This is a genomic window from Streptomyces sp. DSM 118878 (genome assembly GCF_052936595.1).
This window is the reverse complement of sequence record NZ_CP193622.1, coordinates 226,972-242,117: the sequence shown is the minus strand read 5'-3', so window position 1 is coordinate 242,117 and position 15,146 is coordinate 226,972. Positions and strand designations below refer to the sequence as shown.

11 protein-coding genes are annotated in these 15,146 nt (G+C 71.9%); 5 read left to right on the top strand and 6 right to left on the bottom strand.

Annotation, left to right across the window (positions count from 1 at the left end; all coding sequences use genetic code 11):
* Positions 1-14: 14 nt before the first annotated feature.
* From ACRAKF_RS00995 to ACRAKF_RS00985, 3 genes are read left to right on the top strand one after another with little or no spacing between them, the layout of a single operon-like run.
* Positions 15-1,283 carry a beta-ketoacyl-[acyl-carrier-protein] synthase family protein gene (locus ACRAKF_RS00995; protein ID WP_447034750.1) on the top strand — a complete coding sequence of 423 codons (1,269 nt, stop codon included), beginning with the start codon at positions 15-17 and terminating at the stop codon, positions 1,281-1,283.
* A gap of 30 nt (positions 1,284-1,313) precedes the next feature.
* Positions 1,314-1,745, top strand: a complete 432-nt coding sequence (locus tag ACRAKF_RS00990; protein WP_447034749.1) for a PaaI family thioesterase — start codon at positions 1,314-1,316, stop codon at positions 1,743-1,745.
* A 19-nt stretch (positions 1,746-1,764) separates the two neighbouring features.
* Complete coding sequence (locus ACRAKF_RS00985; RefSeq protein ID WP_447034748.1) at positions 1,765-2,532, top strand: enoyl-CoA hydratase/isomerase family protein; 768 nt, start codon at positions 1,765-1,767, stop codon at positions 2,530-2,532.
* On the opposite strand, the gene ACRAKF_RS00980 is transcribed toward ACRAKF_RS00985, so the two are convergent.
* Positions 2,529-4,181 (bottom strand): FAD-binding oxidoreductase, encoded by a 1,653-nt coding sequence (locus ACRAKF_RS00980; protein WP_447034747.1) that lies wholly within the window; start codon positions 4,179-4,181, stop codon positions 2,529-2,531. The genes ACRAKF_RS00985 and ACRAKF_RS00980 overlap by 4 nt on opposite strands.
* A gap of 109 nt (positions 4,182-4,290) precedes the next feature.
* Here ACRAKF_RS00980 and ACRAKF_RS00975 point away from each other — a divergent pair, with 109 nt between their 5' ends.
* Positions 4,291-4,980, top strand: coding sequence for a tryptophan 2,3-dioxygenase family protein (locus ACRAKF_RS00975; protein WP_447034746.1), 690 nt, complete (start codon positions 4,291-4,293; stop codon positions 4,978-4,980).
* Between the two features lie 23 nt (positions 4,981-5,003).
* Here ACRAKF_RS00975 and ACRAKF_RS00970 read toward each other — a convergent pair whose 3' ends face one another.
* Positions 5,004-6,215 (bottom strand): ABC transporter substrate-binding protein, encoded by a 1,212-nt coding sequence (locus ACRAKF_RS00970; RefSeq protein ID WP_447034745.1) that lies wholly within the window; start codon positions 6,213-6,215, stop codon positions 5,004-5,006.
* A gap of 128 nt (positions 6,216-6,343) precedes the next feature.
* Complete coding sequence (locus tag ACRAKF_RS00965) at positions 6,344-7,588, bottom strand: GNAT family N-acetyltransferase (RefSeq protein ID WP_447034744.1); 1,245 nt, start codon at positions 7,586-7,588, stop codon at positions 6,344-6,346.
* 103 nt (positions 7,589-7,691) lie between these two features.
* Between ACRAKF_RS00965 and ACRAKF_RS00960 the strand changes: the two genes are divergently transcribed.
* Complete coding sequence (locus ACRAKF_RS00960; protein ID WP_447034743.1) at positions 7,692-10,445, top strand: ATP-binding protein; 2,754 nt, start codon at positions 7,692-7,694, stop codon at positions 10,443-10,445.
* Here ACRAKF_RS00960 and ACRAKF_RS00955 read toward each other — a convergent pair.
* The 3 genes from ACRAKF_RS00955 to ACRAKF_RS00945 all read right to left on the bottom strand — a co-directional run bounded on the left by ACRAKF_RS00955 (position 10,442) and on the right by ACRAKF_RS00945 (position 15,088).
* Positions 10,442-11,902 carry a PP2C family protein-serine/threonine phosphatase gene (locus ACRAKF_RS00955; RefSeq protein WP_447034742.1) on the bottom strand — a complete coding sequence of 487 codons (1,461 nt, stop codon included), beginning with the start codon at positions 11,900-11,902 and terminating at the stop codon, positions 10,442-10,444. The genes ACRAKF_RS00960 and ACRAKF_RS00955 overlap by 4 nt on opposite strands.
* A gap of 415 nt (positions 11,903-12,317) precedes the next feature.
* Positions 12,318-13,436 (bottom strand): C45 family autoproteolytic acyltransferase/hydolase, encoded by a 1,119-nt coding sequence (locus ACRAKF_RS00950; RefSeq protein WP_447034741.1) that lies wholly within the window; start codon positions 13,434-13,436, stop codon positions 12,318-12,320.
* Positions 13,433-15,088 (bottom strand): amidohydrolase, encoded by a 1,656-nt coding sequence (locus tag ACRAKF_RS00945; protein ID WP_447034740.1) that lies wholly within the window; start codon positions 15,086-15,088, stop codon positions 13,433-13,435. Before ACRAKF_RS00945 ends, ACRAKF_RS00950 begins: the two co-directional genes overlap by 4 nt.
* Between the last annotated feature and the right edge of the window lie 58 nt (positions 15,089-15,146).

Below are 15,146 nucleotides of genomic sequence, written 5' to 3'. Positions count from 1 at the left end.
CGGCACGGGTCGACGTGGCGCGACATGGCGTGGTGGTCACCGGGATGGGCGTGGTGTGCCCGCTCGGCTCCACGGTCGACGAACTGTGGCAGGGCCTTGTCACCGGCCGTTCCGGGATCGCCCCGGTGACACGCTTCGACCCCGGCCGGTTCCACAGCCGCCACGCCGGCCAGGTCGACGACTCCGCCGTCACATTCGCCCCGGGCCCACTCCGGTTCGAGACCGGACGCATGAGTGCCTTCGTGCGGTACGCGCTGTTCGCCGCCGAGCAGGCGCTCGACGACAGCGGTCTGGCCACGGCGGCCGAGAGCGGGGCGGACAAGGCGGCGACGCACCGCGCGTGCCCACCTGAGGGCGGCGTGTACCTCGGAGTGGCCATGGGGGGACTGCCCAGCATCGAGGCGGGCGTGCTGAGACAGGAACAGCAGGGCGTGCGCAGGACCAGCCCGTTCCTGATCCCTTCGCTCATCCCCAACATGGCGGCGAGCGTGATCGCGCTGCGGCTGGGCATCGAGGGGGAGCAGATCACGGTCGCCGGTGCCTGCGCGAGCGGCGTCCAGGCGATGGGGCAGGCGATGCGCGCGATCCGGTCCGGCGCCCGCACCTGGGCGATCGCCGGTGGCGCCGAGGCGGTCATCACCCCGGTCACCTACTCCGGTTTCCAGGCGATGAAGGTGCTCAGCCGCCACGACGACCCGAAAACGGTCCCGCGCCCCTTCGACCGCTCGCGGGACGGCATCGTCGTCGGTGAAGCGGCCGCCGTCTTCGTCCTGGAGGAGCGGGCGCACGCCGAGGCACGCGGCGCCGTGATCCACGGCGAACTGACCGGCTTCGATGCCAACAGTGGGGGCGACAACCTCACGGGTCTCTCGGCCCGCCACGTCACACGGTGCATGGCCGGAGCCGTCGCCGACGCCGGGCTGGAACTGGACGCGATCGACTGCGTCTTCGCCCAGGCGTCCGGCATGGTGCAAGGTGACGCCGCCGAGCTGGAGGCGTTGCGCGCGCTCACCGCGGAGACCGGCCACCGGCCGGTCGTCACGTCGATCAAGGGGCATGTGGGGTACTCGTTCGCCGCGAACGGCCCGCTGAATCTCGCCAGTGCCCTCATGTCACTCCGTCACCAGGCCGTCCCTCCCACACGGAACCTGAAGGAGACCGATCCGGAGTTCGACAAAATCGACATCGCCCGCGAGGTCCGCGGGGCGAGATTGCGCCGGTGTCTGATCAACGCGTTCGGGTTCGGCGGGATCAATGCGAGCCTCGTCGTGTCCCTCGTATAGTCGTGCCGCCGCCCATGGAGGATTACTGTGTTGACGCACTTCGAGAAGCTCACCCGTTGCTGCATGCAGTGCAAGATCTCCCGGTTCCTCGGCAAGACCATCGAGATCGAGGCGGCCGGGCGCGCGCGGGTGGCCATTCCGTTCCACGCCGACCTCACCCAGAACGCGGACTTCCTGCATGCCGCCATGATGTTCGAGGTCGGGGACACGGCCGGGTTCGTGGCGGCCAACTCGATGGAGGAGACCTTCAGCGTCCTGACGGTCGACTACCACATCAACCTGATCAGGCCGGTGCAGAAGGAGGGCATCCACGCCATCGGCACGGTGGTGACCGGGGGAAAGACCCTCTACGTCGCGCGCAGCGACATCTACAGCGACAGCGGCAAGCTGGTGGCGGCCGGGCAGGGCACGTACACGGTGTCGAAGATCCCGCTCACCGACCTCGAAGGCTACGCCGACTGACCGGGCGGAGGACCGGCGAGTGATCGATGTATCCGACCACGACGGCATCGCGATCCTGACCCTGAACCACGGGCCGGTGAACGCACTGGACCGAGAACTGCTCACACGGGTCCCCGAGGCGCTGGCGGCCGTCGGCGACGCCCGCGCGGTCGTGCTGACCGGCAGCGGGCGGTCCTTCTCGGCGGGCGCGGACCTCAAACGCGTGGTCGACGGCGGCCTGGAGTACGCCGAGACCTTCCATCCCGCACTGCGCCGCGCCACGCTCGCCCTGTTCGGGCATCCGCGGCCGGTGGTCGGGGCGATCAACGGGCACGCCCTGGCCGGCGGCTGCGTGCTCGCCGCGGCCTGCGACATCCGGCTGATGTCCGGCGGCACCATCGGACTCACCGAACTCGCCGCCGGGGTGCCCTTCCCCACGGTGTGCCTGGAGGTCGTGCGCCATGCCATCGGTCCGGCCCTGGACGCGATGGTGCTGGGAGCCGGTCGCCTGACGCCCGAGCGGGCCCGCGCGATCGGCCTCGTGCACGAACTCGTCGAGCCGGACCAACTGCTGCCCGCCGCGCTGCTGCGAGCACAGGAGCTGAGCCGCGCGCCCTCGGACGTCTACGCCCTGGCCAAGCGCCAGTTGCACCGGCCGACCCTCGACCGTATCGACGCCGCGCAGTCGGCGGACGACGGCGAGGTACTGAAGATCTGGGGCTCGGAGCACACCGGCCGGACCCTGCGCGCATACCTGGCCTCGCTGCGGCCCGGACCACGCCGCGGCGCCGCGCGGGGCGGCGACTAAGGGGTGTGCGGCCGGCGGACGGACTGCTGGTGGCGGAAGACGTCGTGCGGGTCCCAGGCCTGCTTGGTGCGTTGCAGGCGCGCGTAATTGTGCTTGTAGTAGAGCTGGTGCCAGGGCTGGCCGGAGGTGTTGAGGGTCCGGTCGGACAGGTCGACGTCGGGGTAGTTGATGTAACAGCCGTCGGTGTTCACCTCCGTGGTGACGAGGTCGGGGTCGGTGTCGGCGACGGCGGGCACGCCGCCGGTGGCGCGGTGTACGTCGCCGTAGAGGTCGCGGATCCACTTCAGGTGCGGGGCGGCGATCCCCGGGTCCCGCTCGGCGTCCCGGTAGTCGTAGACACCGTCCTTGTCGGCGTCCTTGTCCCACGTCCAGTACACCTGGTACTGAAGTTTGAGGACCGAGGAGCGCTGGGGCACCGCCGTCGCGTCGGCGGCGATGTCGTTGATCTTCCCGCCGTAGGAGTCGACCTGCACCAGGGCGTCAGGGTTGTCGTAGCGCGTGTCGGTGAGGTGGCGGTGCAGGGCGTCGATCTGCTGCTCGGTGAAGCCGCGGGTCAGGTAGGCGGACTTGTACTTGCCGCACCGGTTGGGTCCTGAGTCGTTGAGGCTCTGGGTGGCGGTCAGCCAGGGCAGGCGGGTCGGGGTGAACAACGCCTCCTGGGCGGGGTGCTCGCCGATCTGCCGGTCCAGGACCGTCTCGGTCACGTGGTGGCCGCTGCCGGTGGTGAATCCCTCGGTGATCCAGTCCAGGAACAACTTCAGCCGTTGGGGCGCGTCCTCCTTCGTACCGTCGAGCTGGATGGTCAGACCCACCTTGCCGCTGCTGACGTGGGTGAGCTTGAGCAGGGTGAACATGTCGCGGTAGCCGTAGTGGCGGATGAAGTCCGGGCCGGTGCCGGCCTGCTCGTGGGCGAAGAACTCCCCGTAGCGCCGCACCAGCGACTTGAACAGCTCGGGCCGCTTCACGAAGTCCGTCCACTTCCAGGCGACGGAGCGCAGCAGCACCTGGGCGGGCGGTGTGGGCGGATCCTTGAACCAGAACCGCGTGATCACCCCGAAGTTGCCGCCGCCCCCACCGGTGTGGGCCCACCACAGGTCACGCAGCGCCGGGTCGGTGGAGTCCTTGCGGGCGATCGTCGGCTTCGCCTGTTTGCCGTCGACGGCCGTCACCACCTCCACGGCATGGAGGTAGTCCACGGTCAGGCCGAACTGCCGGGACAGCAGGCCGTAGCCGCCGCCCGAGATGTGCCCGCCGAGGCCGACGGAGTAGCACGAGCCGCCGGGCAGGGCCCGCCCGGTCGAGCGGTAGAGCTGGGTGGTGCTGTGCCAGTTCGTGGCGCCCGCCTCGACGCAGTACGCGTCCATCTCGGCGTCGAAGTGGACGCGGTCCATCTGGCTCACGTCGATGATCACAGCGACGTCGTCGGAGCACACGAAGTTCTCGTAGCAGTGGCCGCCCGAGCGCACCGTGACGCGGCGATCGGCGTGGGCCGGCTGGGCGAGGAACGAGGTGAGCGCGCTCACCACGTCGTCGGTGGACGTGGCCACGACGACGTGGTCGGGCCGGGCGATCCAGCGCTGGTTGAACCCGCGGCGCAGCGCGTCGTAGCGCACGTCGTCCGGGGTGACCTCGATGGGGTGTGTGGGCACGGCAACCTCCGTAGCGGCGTGTGCTCTCTATGTAACGTAAAGTAATCGAAGTGGTGGGTGAAGTTCCAGAGGGTGCGTCGGCCTGCCGCGACGTCGGGAAGGGGTGGCTGTGGAAACGCCTTACGAGTGCTACTTGCGCCTGCCGGATCTGCTGGCCCTGCAACGTCCGCGGACGGCCGAGGACAAGCCGGCGCAGTGGGCCGACGAGCACTTCTTCATCGCCGTGCACCAGTCCGCCGAGGTGTTGGCCGGGCAGGCCCTGGTCGACCTGGAAAGGGTTCAGGAGCCACTGGAAAGGGTGCAGGACCCGGCTCCGGGCCCGCCCGCGGCCCCGGAGGGCTGTCGGCTCGCGTACGTGCGCAGGGTCACCGCGGTCGTGGAGCTGCTGGAGCAGCACCTCGCGGTCCTCGAGCATCTGTCACCGGCCAGCTTTGCCGCCTTCCGGCCGCTGCTGGAGAACGCGAGCGGGGCCCAGTCCAGCCAGTTCGCCACGTTGTTCGCGCGCATCGACGCATTGGCCTCGCGGTCGACGCCGACGACGCCTACGCCGAAGCCGCCGGGCGCCGCGGCCACGGCGCGTCCGCCGGGCGGCCCGGGCGGAGACGGGGCGGCGCGGGCGTGGTGGGAACTGCGCGCGGCGGTCGTGCGGTGGCGTACGCGGCATCTGCTGCTGGTCGAGCGGATGATCGGCGACCAGCCCGGTACCGGCGGCACCTCGGGGCTGGCCTACCTCCGGGAGCGTATCGGCCTGCCGCCGCGTGACACCGATGCCGTACACCCCGGCCCGGACCCCACCTGAGCCCTGCCCACCACGGGCCCCGCTCAGCCGGCGGCGATGAGGTCCGCGGTGACCGGGACGTCGGGGGTGCGGAAGTTGGTCACGACCTGAAGGCGCGGCCCGTCGTCCGAGGGCTGCCACTGGCCGCCGGCCAACGGGAGCAGGGCGATGTTGGGGGTGGGCCCCGCGGTCCAGTCCAGGGGGCCCACGATGGTGTCCAACCGGGTGCCGTCCAGGGTGTCGGCGATGGCTTGCCGGTCGGTGGGGTCGGCCGTGCCGGCCAGGGTGTGGTGGGCGACCTCGACCAGGGCGTGAGCCAGGCCCAGAGGCTGTAGCCACGGGTCACCGGTGGCCTGCTGGTAGGCGTCGGCGAGGTCCTTGCAGCTGCTGCCGTCCAGGCTGGAGCGGTACGGGTGCCCGGGCGACCAGTACACGAGGGTGCCCACCCGCATGTCGGCCAGCTCGTCGCGCACTTCGACGGAGCGGGCGACCGCGGCGTGCGGGTAGGTCAGCCACCGAGAACAGGTCACCAGCCGCGGACGCATCCCGCTCTCCCGGGCCTGGCGCAGGAACAGCGCCAGGTCGGCGGCGGTGGCAGCGCTGGTGACGACGTCCACCCCGGCGGCCCGCATCCGCTGAAGGTGCGTGGTGAAGTCGTCGGCCGGTTCCGGGTAACCGCCCGGATCGATGAGCCGGTGTCCGCGCCGGGTCGCCGCGGGCGCGAACCCGAACCGTTCATCGCGCGACAGACGACCCTGCAAACCGTCGTTCCACAGACACCCGACGGTCACCTCGCCCTCAAGCCGCTCCCACAGGTCGGCGAACGCGTGAGCGATGTCGTCCAGGCCCCAGGCGAAGTGGTAGGTCCAGCCGAAGCGGGCCAGTGGATCCCCGCGCCGCGCGGCGCCGAAGGCCTGCCAGGGAAAGGTGGTCGACACGCACGGCACGCCGAGCTCCTCGCAGGCCGAGGTCACCGCGGGCAGCACCTGCGTACCCGCCATCGTCAGGACCAAGGACGCCCGGTCCCGCTCGGCCAGCTCCCGCACGGCCTGCCGGGCCGCTTCCGGCTCCGAGCGGCTGTCGCGCACGGCGACCCGCAGGCGGCGGCCGCCATAACTCATGCCGTCGAGCCGTGGCCGCAGAGCCCGCAGCGCGAACGACAACGGTTCGCCCAGCGCCGCCAGCCGCCCGGTGAGCGGTGCCACCACCCCGACGCACACCGTCGCCGCCGCCTCCGCCCGCGCCTGTGCGCCCATCGTGGTCCTCCGCTCCTGACCGGCCGCGTTCCGGGTGCCTTCGCACGCTCTACGATGCGCCACGAACGGCACTCGTGCACGGCGTGGCGGACCACCGCGGGCCGGTGGTCCGCCGGCAGCAGAGGGCGTCAGAAAGCCGGGAACGCCCCGCCCGAGACGTGGAACGGCTCCCGCTCGCCGCGGAACGCGATCGAGGCCGCGGCCACCGCGCCGGGGCGCAGTTCCTCGACGCGGCCCGCCGCGGCGAGCGCCGCGAGGGTGGGGCCGCCGAGGTAGACCGAGCCGAGTTCGGTGGCCGACAGGCGCAGGTCGGGGCGGACGCCACGTACGCGCTCGCAGGTGACCGAGTCGAGACCGTCGGTGCTGAGCCGGTAGCGGCCGGCGTTCCAGGGGCAGACGTCGTCCTCGACATCGAGGACGACGTCCAGGGGGGTGGCATAGCGGCGGGCCGTGAGCGCACGGTCCACGTCCACCAGGCGGACCCAGAGGTTGTCGACCACCGTGGTGTGCGCGGGGCGTGGGTCGACCAGGAGGTGGCTGAGCGGCTCGTCGACGGCCGCGTCGTAGGTGAGCCGAGTGTGGGCGTCGAGGGTGATCACGAAGTTCCACAGGGCCGCGTACGAGGTGGTGGTGAGGGCGGCCAGTTCGACGAGCCGCACCGTGTCACCCTTGGAGCGGTACAAGGCGTAACCCGTCGCCGTCCCGTCGGGTTCGGTGTGCACCGCGAAGCGCAGAGCCGTGGCACCGTCACGGACGGGTCCGGCGTCGTCCCGCAGGCGGGCGGCCCAGTACTTCTCGGTGCGGTCGACCCAGCCGACCGTCCGCCGACGGGCCTGGTCGTAGACCTTTTCGAACAGTGGGCGGGCCGCGTCGGGGGCGAGGAGGCGGATGGTGCCGGAGCCCAAGTCGCTCTCCGGGCGCAGCCGCATGGCCCGCTTGTCGGCGTCGACGACCGCCAGGTGGCTGGCGACGCCATAGCCGTAGCGGCCGTAGATGGTGGCCTCGGCGGCATTGAGCGCGGCGATCGGCTCACTTCCCGACTCGTGCAGGTCGGTGAGCTGTCGGCGCATCATCGTGGTGAGGATGCCGCGCCTGCGGTGGGTGGGGAGCACGGCCACGAGCGTGATGCCCGCCACGGGGACGAACGCGCCGGGAACCGTCAGCGTGCGGCCGTACACGGAGACGCCGCCGACGATCTCCTGGCCGTCGTACGCGGCGAGCGTGCGCGCCGGTTCGACGGTGCGGGCGGCGTTGCGCAAGGCACCGTCCCACCAGTCCTGGCCGTACGTCGTCGTGACCATGGTCGCCCAGGCGTCGAACTCATGGGCCTCGATGGTGCGCAGCGGATGGCGGGGGCTGTCTCTTGTCGTCATGGGTCCACCGTCGCCGGGTAAAGACCCCCGGCGCATCCGGCGAGTTCGGTATTTACGCAGTGCGTTTATGCTGCTCGTCATGGTGGGGGTTCGGGTGGATCGTGTGGCCAGTCCGGTCCATGTCGGCCGGGACGAGGCACTGGCAACGCTGGCGGGCACGATGCGCACGGCGGCCCGGCACGGCCCTGCCGTGGTGCTGATCGCCGGTGAGGCGGGGATCGGGAAGTCACGGCTGCTCGCCGAGTTCGCGCGCTCGCTGGAGAAGCCGGTACGCGTCGTCGAAGGCGCCTGCACGGAGTTCGTGAGCCTCGGGGGAGAGGGCTTCGCGTACGCGCCGTTCGTGGCGGTGCTGCGTCGGCTGACCAAGGGCAGAGCCGTCACCGCGACCGCCCCCGGCTACCGGGAACTGGCACGCTGGCTCCCCGAGTTGGGGGCGCCCAGCGCGACGGACACCGGAAAGCACCGGCTGTATGAGGAGGTGCTCGCGTTCATCGAGGAGACCGCCGCGCAGCACCCCCTCGTACTGGTCGTCGAGGATCTGCACTGGGCGGACGCGGCCTCCCGCGAACTGTTCGCCTTCCTCGCCCGCAACCTGACGCAACCGGGCATCCTGCTGGTCACCACCTACCGGCCGGACGCGACGCGGCTCGGCCAGTTGGGACCGCTGCTCACCGAGCTGGCCCGGGGCCCGCGCACCACCACCCTCCGCCTGCCCCGGCTCGGCAGGGACGACGTCGGACGGCAGCTCACCGCGATCCTGGGCGCCGCGCCGGACGGCCCCACCATCGACCACGTGCACCGGCGCAGCGAGGGCAACCCCCTGTTCGTCGAGGCGCTCGCCCACGCGGACGAGGGGACCCCCGACAGCCTGCGTGAGCTGCTCCTCCAAGGCCCACGCGCGCTGCCGGCCCAGCCTCGCCGCCTGCTCGGCCTGGCCTCTGCCGGAGGCAGCCGGATCACGCACCGCCTGCTGGAGGAGCTGGCCGACGAGCGCGGTGACCGCCTGGACGCCGTCGTCCGCGTCCTGGTCGACCACGGACTGCTGATCCCGGACGGTGACGGCTACACCTTCCGGCACGCGCTCGTTCGCCACGCCGTGTACGAGGATCTGCTGCCCGGCGAGCGCGCCCGGCTGCATGCCCGTTACGCCGAAGCGCTGAGCACCGGTGACGCCTACGCCGAACTGGCCGCGCACGCCGCCGCGGCCGGCGACCACGCGTCCGCCCTCGCCGCCGCCTACCGGGCCGCGGGACAGGCCCGGCGCTCTTACGCGCACGGGGACCAGGCCCACATGCTGGAACGAGTGCTCGACGCGTGGGACCGTGCCCCCGATGTGGTCGCCCGGCTGGGCGTGGACCGCGGGGGCGTCCTCACCGAGGCGGCTGAAGCGTGCATGTTCAGCGGGGACTACGAACGCGGCGTCGAGCACGCCACCGCCGGTCTCGCCCTGCTCGACGAGCGCCGCGCCCCCGAGCGTGTCGCTCTGCTCCTGGAACACCGCGGCAGGTTGCTGCACCGCTTGAACTCCGTGGGCACCGCCGACTTCCAACGAGCCCTGCGCCTGCTGCCCGACGACCCGGACCACATCCAGCGCGGCAGAGTGCTCGGCATACTGGCCATGGGCCTGCTCCCGGGCTCTGCCACGGCGCGGCGGGCGTTCGACGAGGCGCTGCGCATCGGGCGGCGCACCGGCGACGCCACCGTCACCGTCCGCGGTCTGCTGGGCCGCGGAGCCCGCCACCGTGATCTCGACGCGCTGGTGGAAGCGAGCACCCTCGCCGAACGGCTGGAGGGCCACGACCTACTGCTGACCGTGCCGATGTACGAGGCCACGCTGCACACCCGCAACGGCGAACACCGCCGCGCGATCGACACAGCGCTCACCGCCGCCGGACGTGCGCACCGGTTCGGCCTCGGCCTCAGCAGAGGTGCCGACCTGACCTGCTACGCCGTACGCGCACTCATCCTGACCGGCGAGTGGGAGCGGGCGACCGCGCTCCTCGCCGAGGCGTCGGCACAGAGCCTGCCGCCCGTGCAGGACCAGTTCCTCCGTTCCCTGACCGGTCAACTGGCGCTGCTGCGCGGCGATGTGCCGGCGGCGGAGGCCGCGCTGACGGGGACCACGGACGCCCCGCACGATGCCTCCATGTACCACCAGTACCGGTGGCGGCCCCTGCTCGCCCTCGCCCAGGGCGATCCGGAACGCGCCGACCGGCTGCTCGGACAAGCCCTCGCGGACCCGGGGCTCGCCGAACTGCACGGCATCGACTCCCTCCCCGTACTGATCACAGGAGCGCTGGTACAGCGGGCCCGCGGCAGCGCGTACGGCCCGGCGGTCACGGCCCGGCGCGGCGAACTGTCCGCCAAGGACGCGACGTACGGGGTCGGGGCAGACGGGGTGTACGACCGGGCGCTCCGTACGTACCTGCACGCACTGCTCGACGACACCGGTTGGGAGAGGGCGATCGCCGCGTGGCGGGAGCTCGGTCAGCCCTATGAACTGGCGCAGAGCCTGCTGTACGGCGGGCGGGCCGCACTGTCCGACGGAGACCGCGAGGGTGGGCGGGCGCTGCTCGACGAGGCGGGGAAACTGGCCGCCGGGCTGGGCGCGGCTCCCCTCACCCGGCAGATCGCCCTGGCCGCCGGGCCCGCCCCGGACACGGGCGGCCTCACCCCGCGCGAACACGATGTGCTCGCCCTCATCGCCGAGGGCCTGAGCAACCGCCGCATCGCCGAACGCCTCCACATCTCCCCGAGCACGGCAGGCGTCCACGTCTCCCACATCCTGGCCAAACTCGGCGCCACGACACGTACGGAAGCGGCGGCCGTCGCCCACCGGAACGGGCTCGTCCGTTAGGCCCGGTGTGGTGGGGCAGAGGCGGACGCCGGGGTCGGTTGTGGGGCCGCGATGTGGCGGAGGGTGAGGAGGGTGGCGTCGTCGGAGCGGTGAGGGCCGTCAAGGAGCTGGACGACGCGTTGGGTGAAGGCCTGGAGTGCGTCGTGGCCCGGCGCGGGGGTCCCTTCCACGCAGGCGGCTTCGACGGCGTCGAGAAGCCGGGCGGTGTCCTGGTCGAGGTCGCTGTCACGGCGTTCGATCAGACCGTCGGAGTAGAGCAGCACGATGTCGTCCGCTGCGAGTGGTGTCTCGGCGGCGGTGTACTCCATGGGGGACAGGGCGCCCAGCGCGGGCCCGGGGCCGCCGGGCGGGGCGGGCAGTTGGGTGGCCCGGCCCTGGCGCAGCAGGATGGGGCACGGGTGGCCGGCGCAGGTCCAGCGCAGCAGAGAGCGTTCGGGATAGTAGCGGGCGATGATCGAGGTGGCCGACGATTCGATCCCGTCGGCGCAGGCCACTTCGTTGAGCCACTGTGTGAGCAGCTCGACGGGCTGTTCGGTGTAGGCGAGCCCGGCCAGGGCGTAGCGGAGCTTGGCCATCAGGGTGACGGCTTCCAGGCCGTGGCCGCGGGCGTCCCCGAGGGCGACGAGGAGCTTGCCGTCCGGCAGCCTGCGGGCCTTGTACCAGTCACCTCCCACTCCGGCCTCGGTGGCGTCGGGCTGGTACACGACGGCGGCCTCGAGTCCGGAGGAAGCCAATGTGCCCTTGAAGTGGGGGAGTACCGCGTCGCGTAGCACGTGGGCGACCTCCGCGACCGTCTCGGCGCGCTGGCGTTGATGCCGTGCCTCGCGCTCGGCATGTTCGGCGGCTGCACGGCGGTGCCACTGGGAGGTGACGTCGATGAGCACCGCGCGAACGGCCCACACCAGTGTGCCGGGCGCGATCTGCTCGGGCTCGGCGACCATTCGGATCACCCGGTCGGTGCCGGTGCCGGTGCGCAGGTGCAGTTCACACTCGGTCGTGCGCTTGCGCAGGATGACGTCGTACAACAACTGGTACAGCGCGCTGACGCTCTCCCGGGTGACGAGCGTGGCCAGGTCGAAGAGGCTGGGCAGCGGCGTGGACTCCTCCAGATGGAGCACGTCGCGGAAGCCGCGTGAGGGCTGGATGCCGGGGTCGCCGAGGTTCCACTCGGCCCAGCACGTCTTGACCAGCTTCTGGGCCGCCAGGGCCATGCGCACGGGATCGCCGTGCTCCCAGGTGATCAGCAGATGCCGGCCGCACGGGATCACCTGCATCAAGATGTTGGACCGCACAGGGCCGGCCGCGGTACTGCGGAACCACGCGATGCTCTCGGGCCCCTGAGCGGTCCCGTCGCGGAGGGCACGCTCCAGCATCCCGGGCAGTGGGGTGTCCGTCAGAGCGGGGAACTGGTCGAACAACGGCGCCGGGGCACTCCATGCGGACAGGCTGCTGCTCACGGACCGACCCTCGCCCGGATGGGCACGTGCGGCAGCGTTGTGCCCCAGGTAGAGGAAGTCTCTGCTCTCTCCTGCGTGGCGGAGAACAGGGGCGACCAGGAGTGCCGGCACCGGCATGGCCTCGAGCAGATCGTGCCCTGACGGCGGCGACGGCAGATCGTGCGGCGCGAGCGCGACAGACGCTCGCGCCGGCGCCGGCATGTGCCGTTCGGCGCAGGCCCGCACACGGTCACGCTGGGCATCCAGCAGCTCGCGTACGGCCCGCAGTTCCAGACGCAGTCGTGCCGACTCATGCCCGGGCGGAAGGGGGACCATCACGGGGAAGGGCTCTCAGGCGTAGGCAGCGGCGGATCAGAACAGTATCCGCACGGCACCTCTGGATCGGCGGGCGACATACCGTACATGTCGACAAGGATCAGTCGGCGGTGAGAATTCGCCAGCCGCGGGTGCCGATGTCGGCGGGGGTGCCGTCGAGGATCGCGGCGGTACGGGTCGAGGGTTCAAGGGTGATCGTCGCGAGGCTGGCCCAGCGCTGGCCCAGGGGCTTGTCCGGGTCGGGCAGGCAGGTCACCGGCGGCTCGCCGGGGCCGGTCACGAGGAGTTCCGGCAGGTCGTCGACGGTCGTCGGCCGCCCGCGTCCGAGGCGGTCGAGGTGGTCGAGGCGGTCGAGGACGAACGCGCGGCGTTCACCCGAGTCCGGCTGGTACAGCCAGCTCTTCTCCTCGGCGGCGGGAACCGGCGTGAGGAAGTGGTTGGTGCGGACGAAGGTGTCGTGCTCGGGCGGGGCCTCGAAGACCCCGACGGGGCTCAGGTCCAGCAGAACGGCATCCCTCTCGTCGAACAGCGCGAACGACCCGGAGGAGGCGAGGGGAGCGCTGCGGACGATCTCCACGGCCTCGGCGACGCTGCCCGCCTCCTCCAGGACGACGGCCGCAAGGACATGCATGGGGACGCCGCCGATGCCGTCACGCCGGTGGCCCAGGATGTTGAAGTGCAGGGCGAGACCCGCGCTGTTGACGCCCATCTTGGCGAGGATGCCGTTCTCGGTGAGGCCCACGAAGTCGTGCCGGCCGCCGCGCGACTCCAGGGTGTGCCACAGGGCGCCCAGTTCGATGTGCCAGTCCCACGTCTGGACCCCGAAGGTGCGCGTGGCGGTGCCCCCGCCCAGCACCCGGCGCACGATCGTGGTGCACTCCCCGGGCGGTACGGCGGCGCTGCGGGCGAGGATCTCGGTACGGGCGTTGAGAGCGGCGACGCGCCATTCCTCGACGCCGGCGCCGTGGGCGATGCCCGTGATCTCGGCACGGGCCGCCGGACGGAACCGGGCGATGTCGTCCAGGGCGCGTGCGGCGTCCTCCGCCACGCGGGCGGGTGTGATGCCGCCGAGGGCGAACAGCCGGTCGTACACCTCCGCCGCGGCGGGGATGCCCTCGCGCAGCTGTTCGCCGCGGGCGACACCGCGGTCGTACGGGTCGGCTCCGGTGGCCTTGACGTGCGGGCGCTGGGCGTGGGGGGTCTCGGAGGTGGAGGTCACGGGGTTCCTTCCGCGCTGTTCGGGTGGAGCTGGACGGTGCCCCCGACGACTGTCGCGAGGACGGGGTTGCCGGGCTGCTTGTCGGGGGGCAGGTCGAGGGGGTTGGCCGCGAACACGGTGAGGTCGGCGAGGTAGCCGGGCGCGACCTTGCCGAGTACGTCCGCCGCCCCCGCGGCGTGGGCGGCGGCCGCGGTCATGCCGGCGTACGCCTCACGGGCGGACAGCGCCTGACCGGGCTGTACGGGGGGTGTGTGCGGTTCTTCCACCGGGCGGCGCAACTGGCAGTCGGCGAGGCCGACACGCGGGTCACCCGGACCGATCGGCCAGTCGGAGCCGAGCGCTACGACGGCGCCGTGGTCCAGCAGGTCGCGGGTGCGCCAGCCGCGGGCGACCCGGTCGGGACCGATGCGCCGGGACCACTTGTCCGTCCCGTCGGCGCGCGTGTGCCGGGTGCCGTGCACGGGTTGCAGGCCGGCGACGACGCCGAGTGCGGCGAAACGGTCCAGGAGGTCGTCGGGCAGGGACTCGATGTGTTCGATGCGGTGCGGTCCGCGCTCGACCGGGCCGATCTCGTCGATGACGTCGAGGGCGAAGCGGACGGCCTGGTCGCCGATGGCGTGGGTGGCGGTGGGGATGCCCCGTTCGGCGAAGAACCGCATCGCGGCACGGTAGGCGCCGAGGTCGCGCCAGAGCGGCTCCCGGTTCTCTCCGTGGGTGTCCGGCCGGTCGAACCACGCGGTGCCGTTGTCGGCCGTACCGTCGAGCATGAACTTCGCGCCCTCGACGTACCAGCGCCGTCCGCGGCGCCCCTGGAGCCCGGCGATGTCCTGCCAGACGGCGGGAGCGGAGTCGGCGGGGACCAGAGGGGAGCAGCGGATGCGCAGCGGAAGTTCGCCGTGTTCCTCGATGTGCCGGTACACGGCTTCCGACGGATCGGTGAAGTCGAGGGCGTGCAGACCGGTCAGGCCGCCGCGGGCGAGGGTGCGCAACTGCCGCAGGACGTAGTCGGCGGCGGTGGCCACCGGCACCTCGGGGTAGTGGTCGAAGACCAGGTCCATCGCCTGGAGTTCGACGACGTACCCGGTCGGTCGTCCGTCGGCGTCTACCGCGACGGCGGACGCGTCGGTGAACGTCTCACGGCCGGTCAGGCCGACGAGTTCCACCACGCGGGGGCTGACGACGAGCGCGTGAGCGTCCCGCGTCATCAGGGAGATGGGCCGCCCGGGGAAGCGCTCCCCGAACACGGCACCGGCCGGATCGCCGTCGAAGACGTTGACGTCGAGGTCGAAGCCGGTGATCCACGCGTCGGCCGGCAGACCGTCCGCGGCGTCGGCCAGGCGCGTGCACACCTGCTCGATGGTGGCCTCGCCGGAGAGGTTCACGCCGCGGCCGATCTCGATGGAGCCCCATACGGGGTGGGCGTGCGTGTCGGTGAGACCGGGCAGGATCGTGGCTCCGGGAAAGCGGTGTACGGCGGTGTCCGGACCGCGCAGGGCGTCGAGTGCGGTGCTGTCGCCGACGGCGATCACACGGCCGTCGGCGATGGCCACCGCGTTCGCCGCGGCGTTCGTCGGCGGGCCGGACGGCTTCTCGGACGGGTTCTCGCCCGGGTTCTCCACATGGCCGGCCAGCAGGAGAGCGTCGGCGTGCACAGTGTGTTCCTCTTTCGGATGTCTTCGACGGATGTCTTCGACCGGTCAGTGGGGCCGG

What these genes read in the sequence shown, in the direction of transcription:
- ACRAKF_RS00965 (WP_447034744.1), bottom strand. Translation starts at nt 7,588, where the DNA reads ATGACGACAAGAGACAGCCCCCGCCATCCGCTGCGCACCATCGAGGCC.
- ACRAKF_RS00970 (WP_447034745.1), bottom strand. Translation starts at nt 6,215, where the DNA reads ATGGGCGCACAGGCGCGGGCGGAGGCGGCGGCGACGGTGTGCGTCGGG.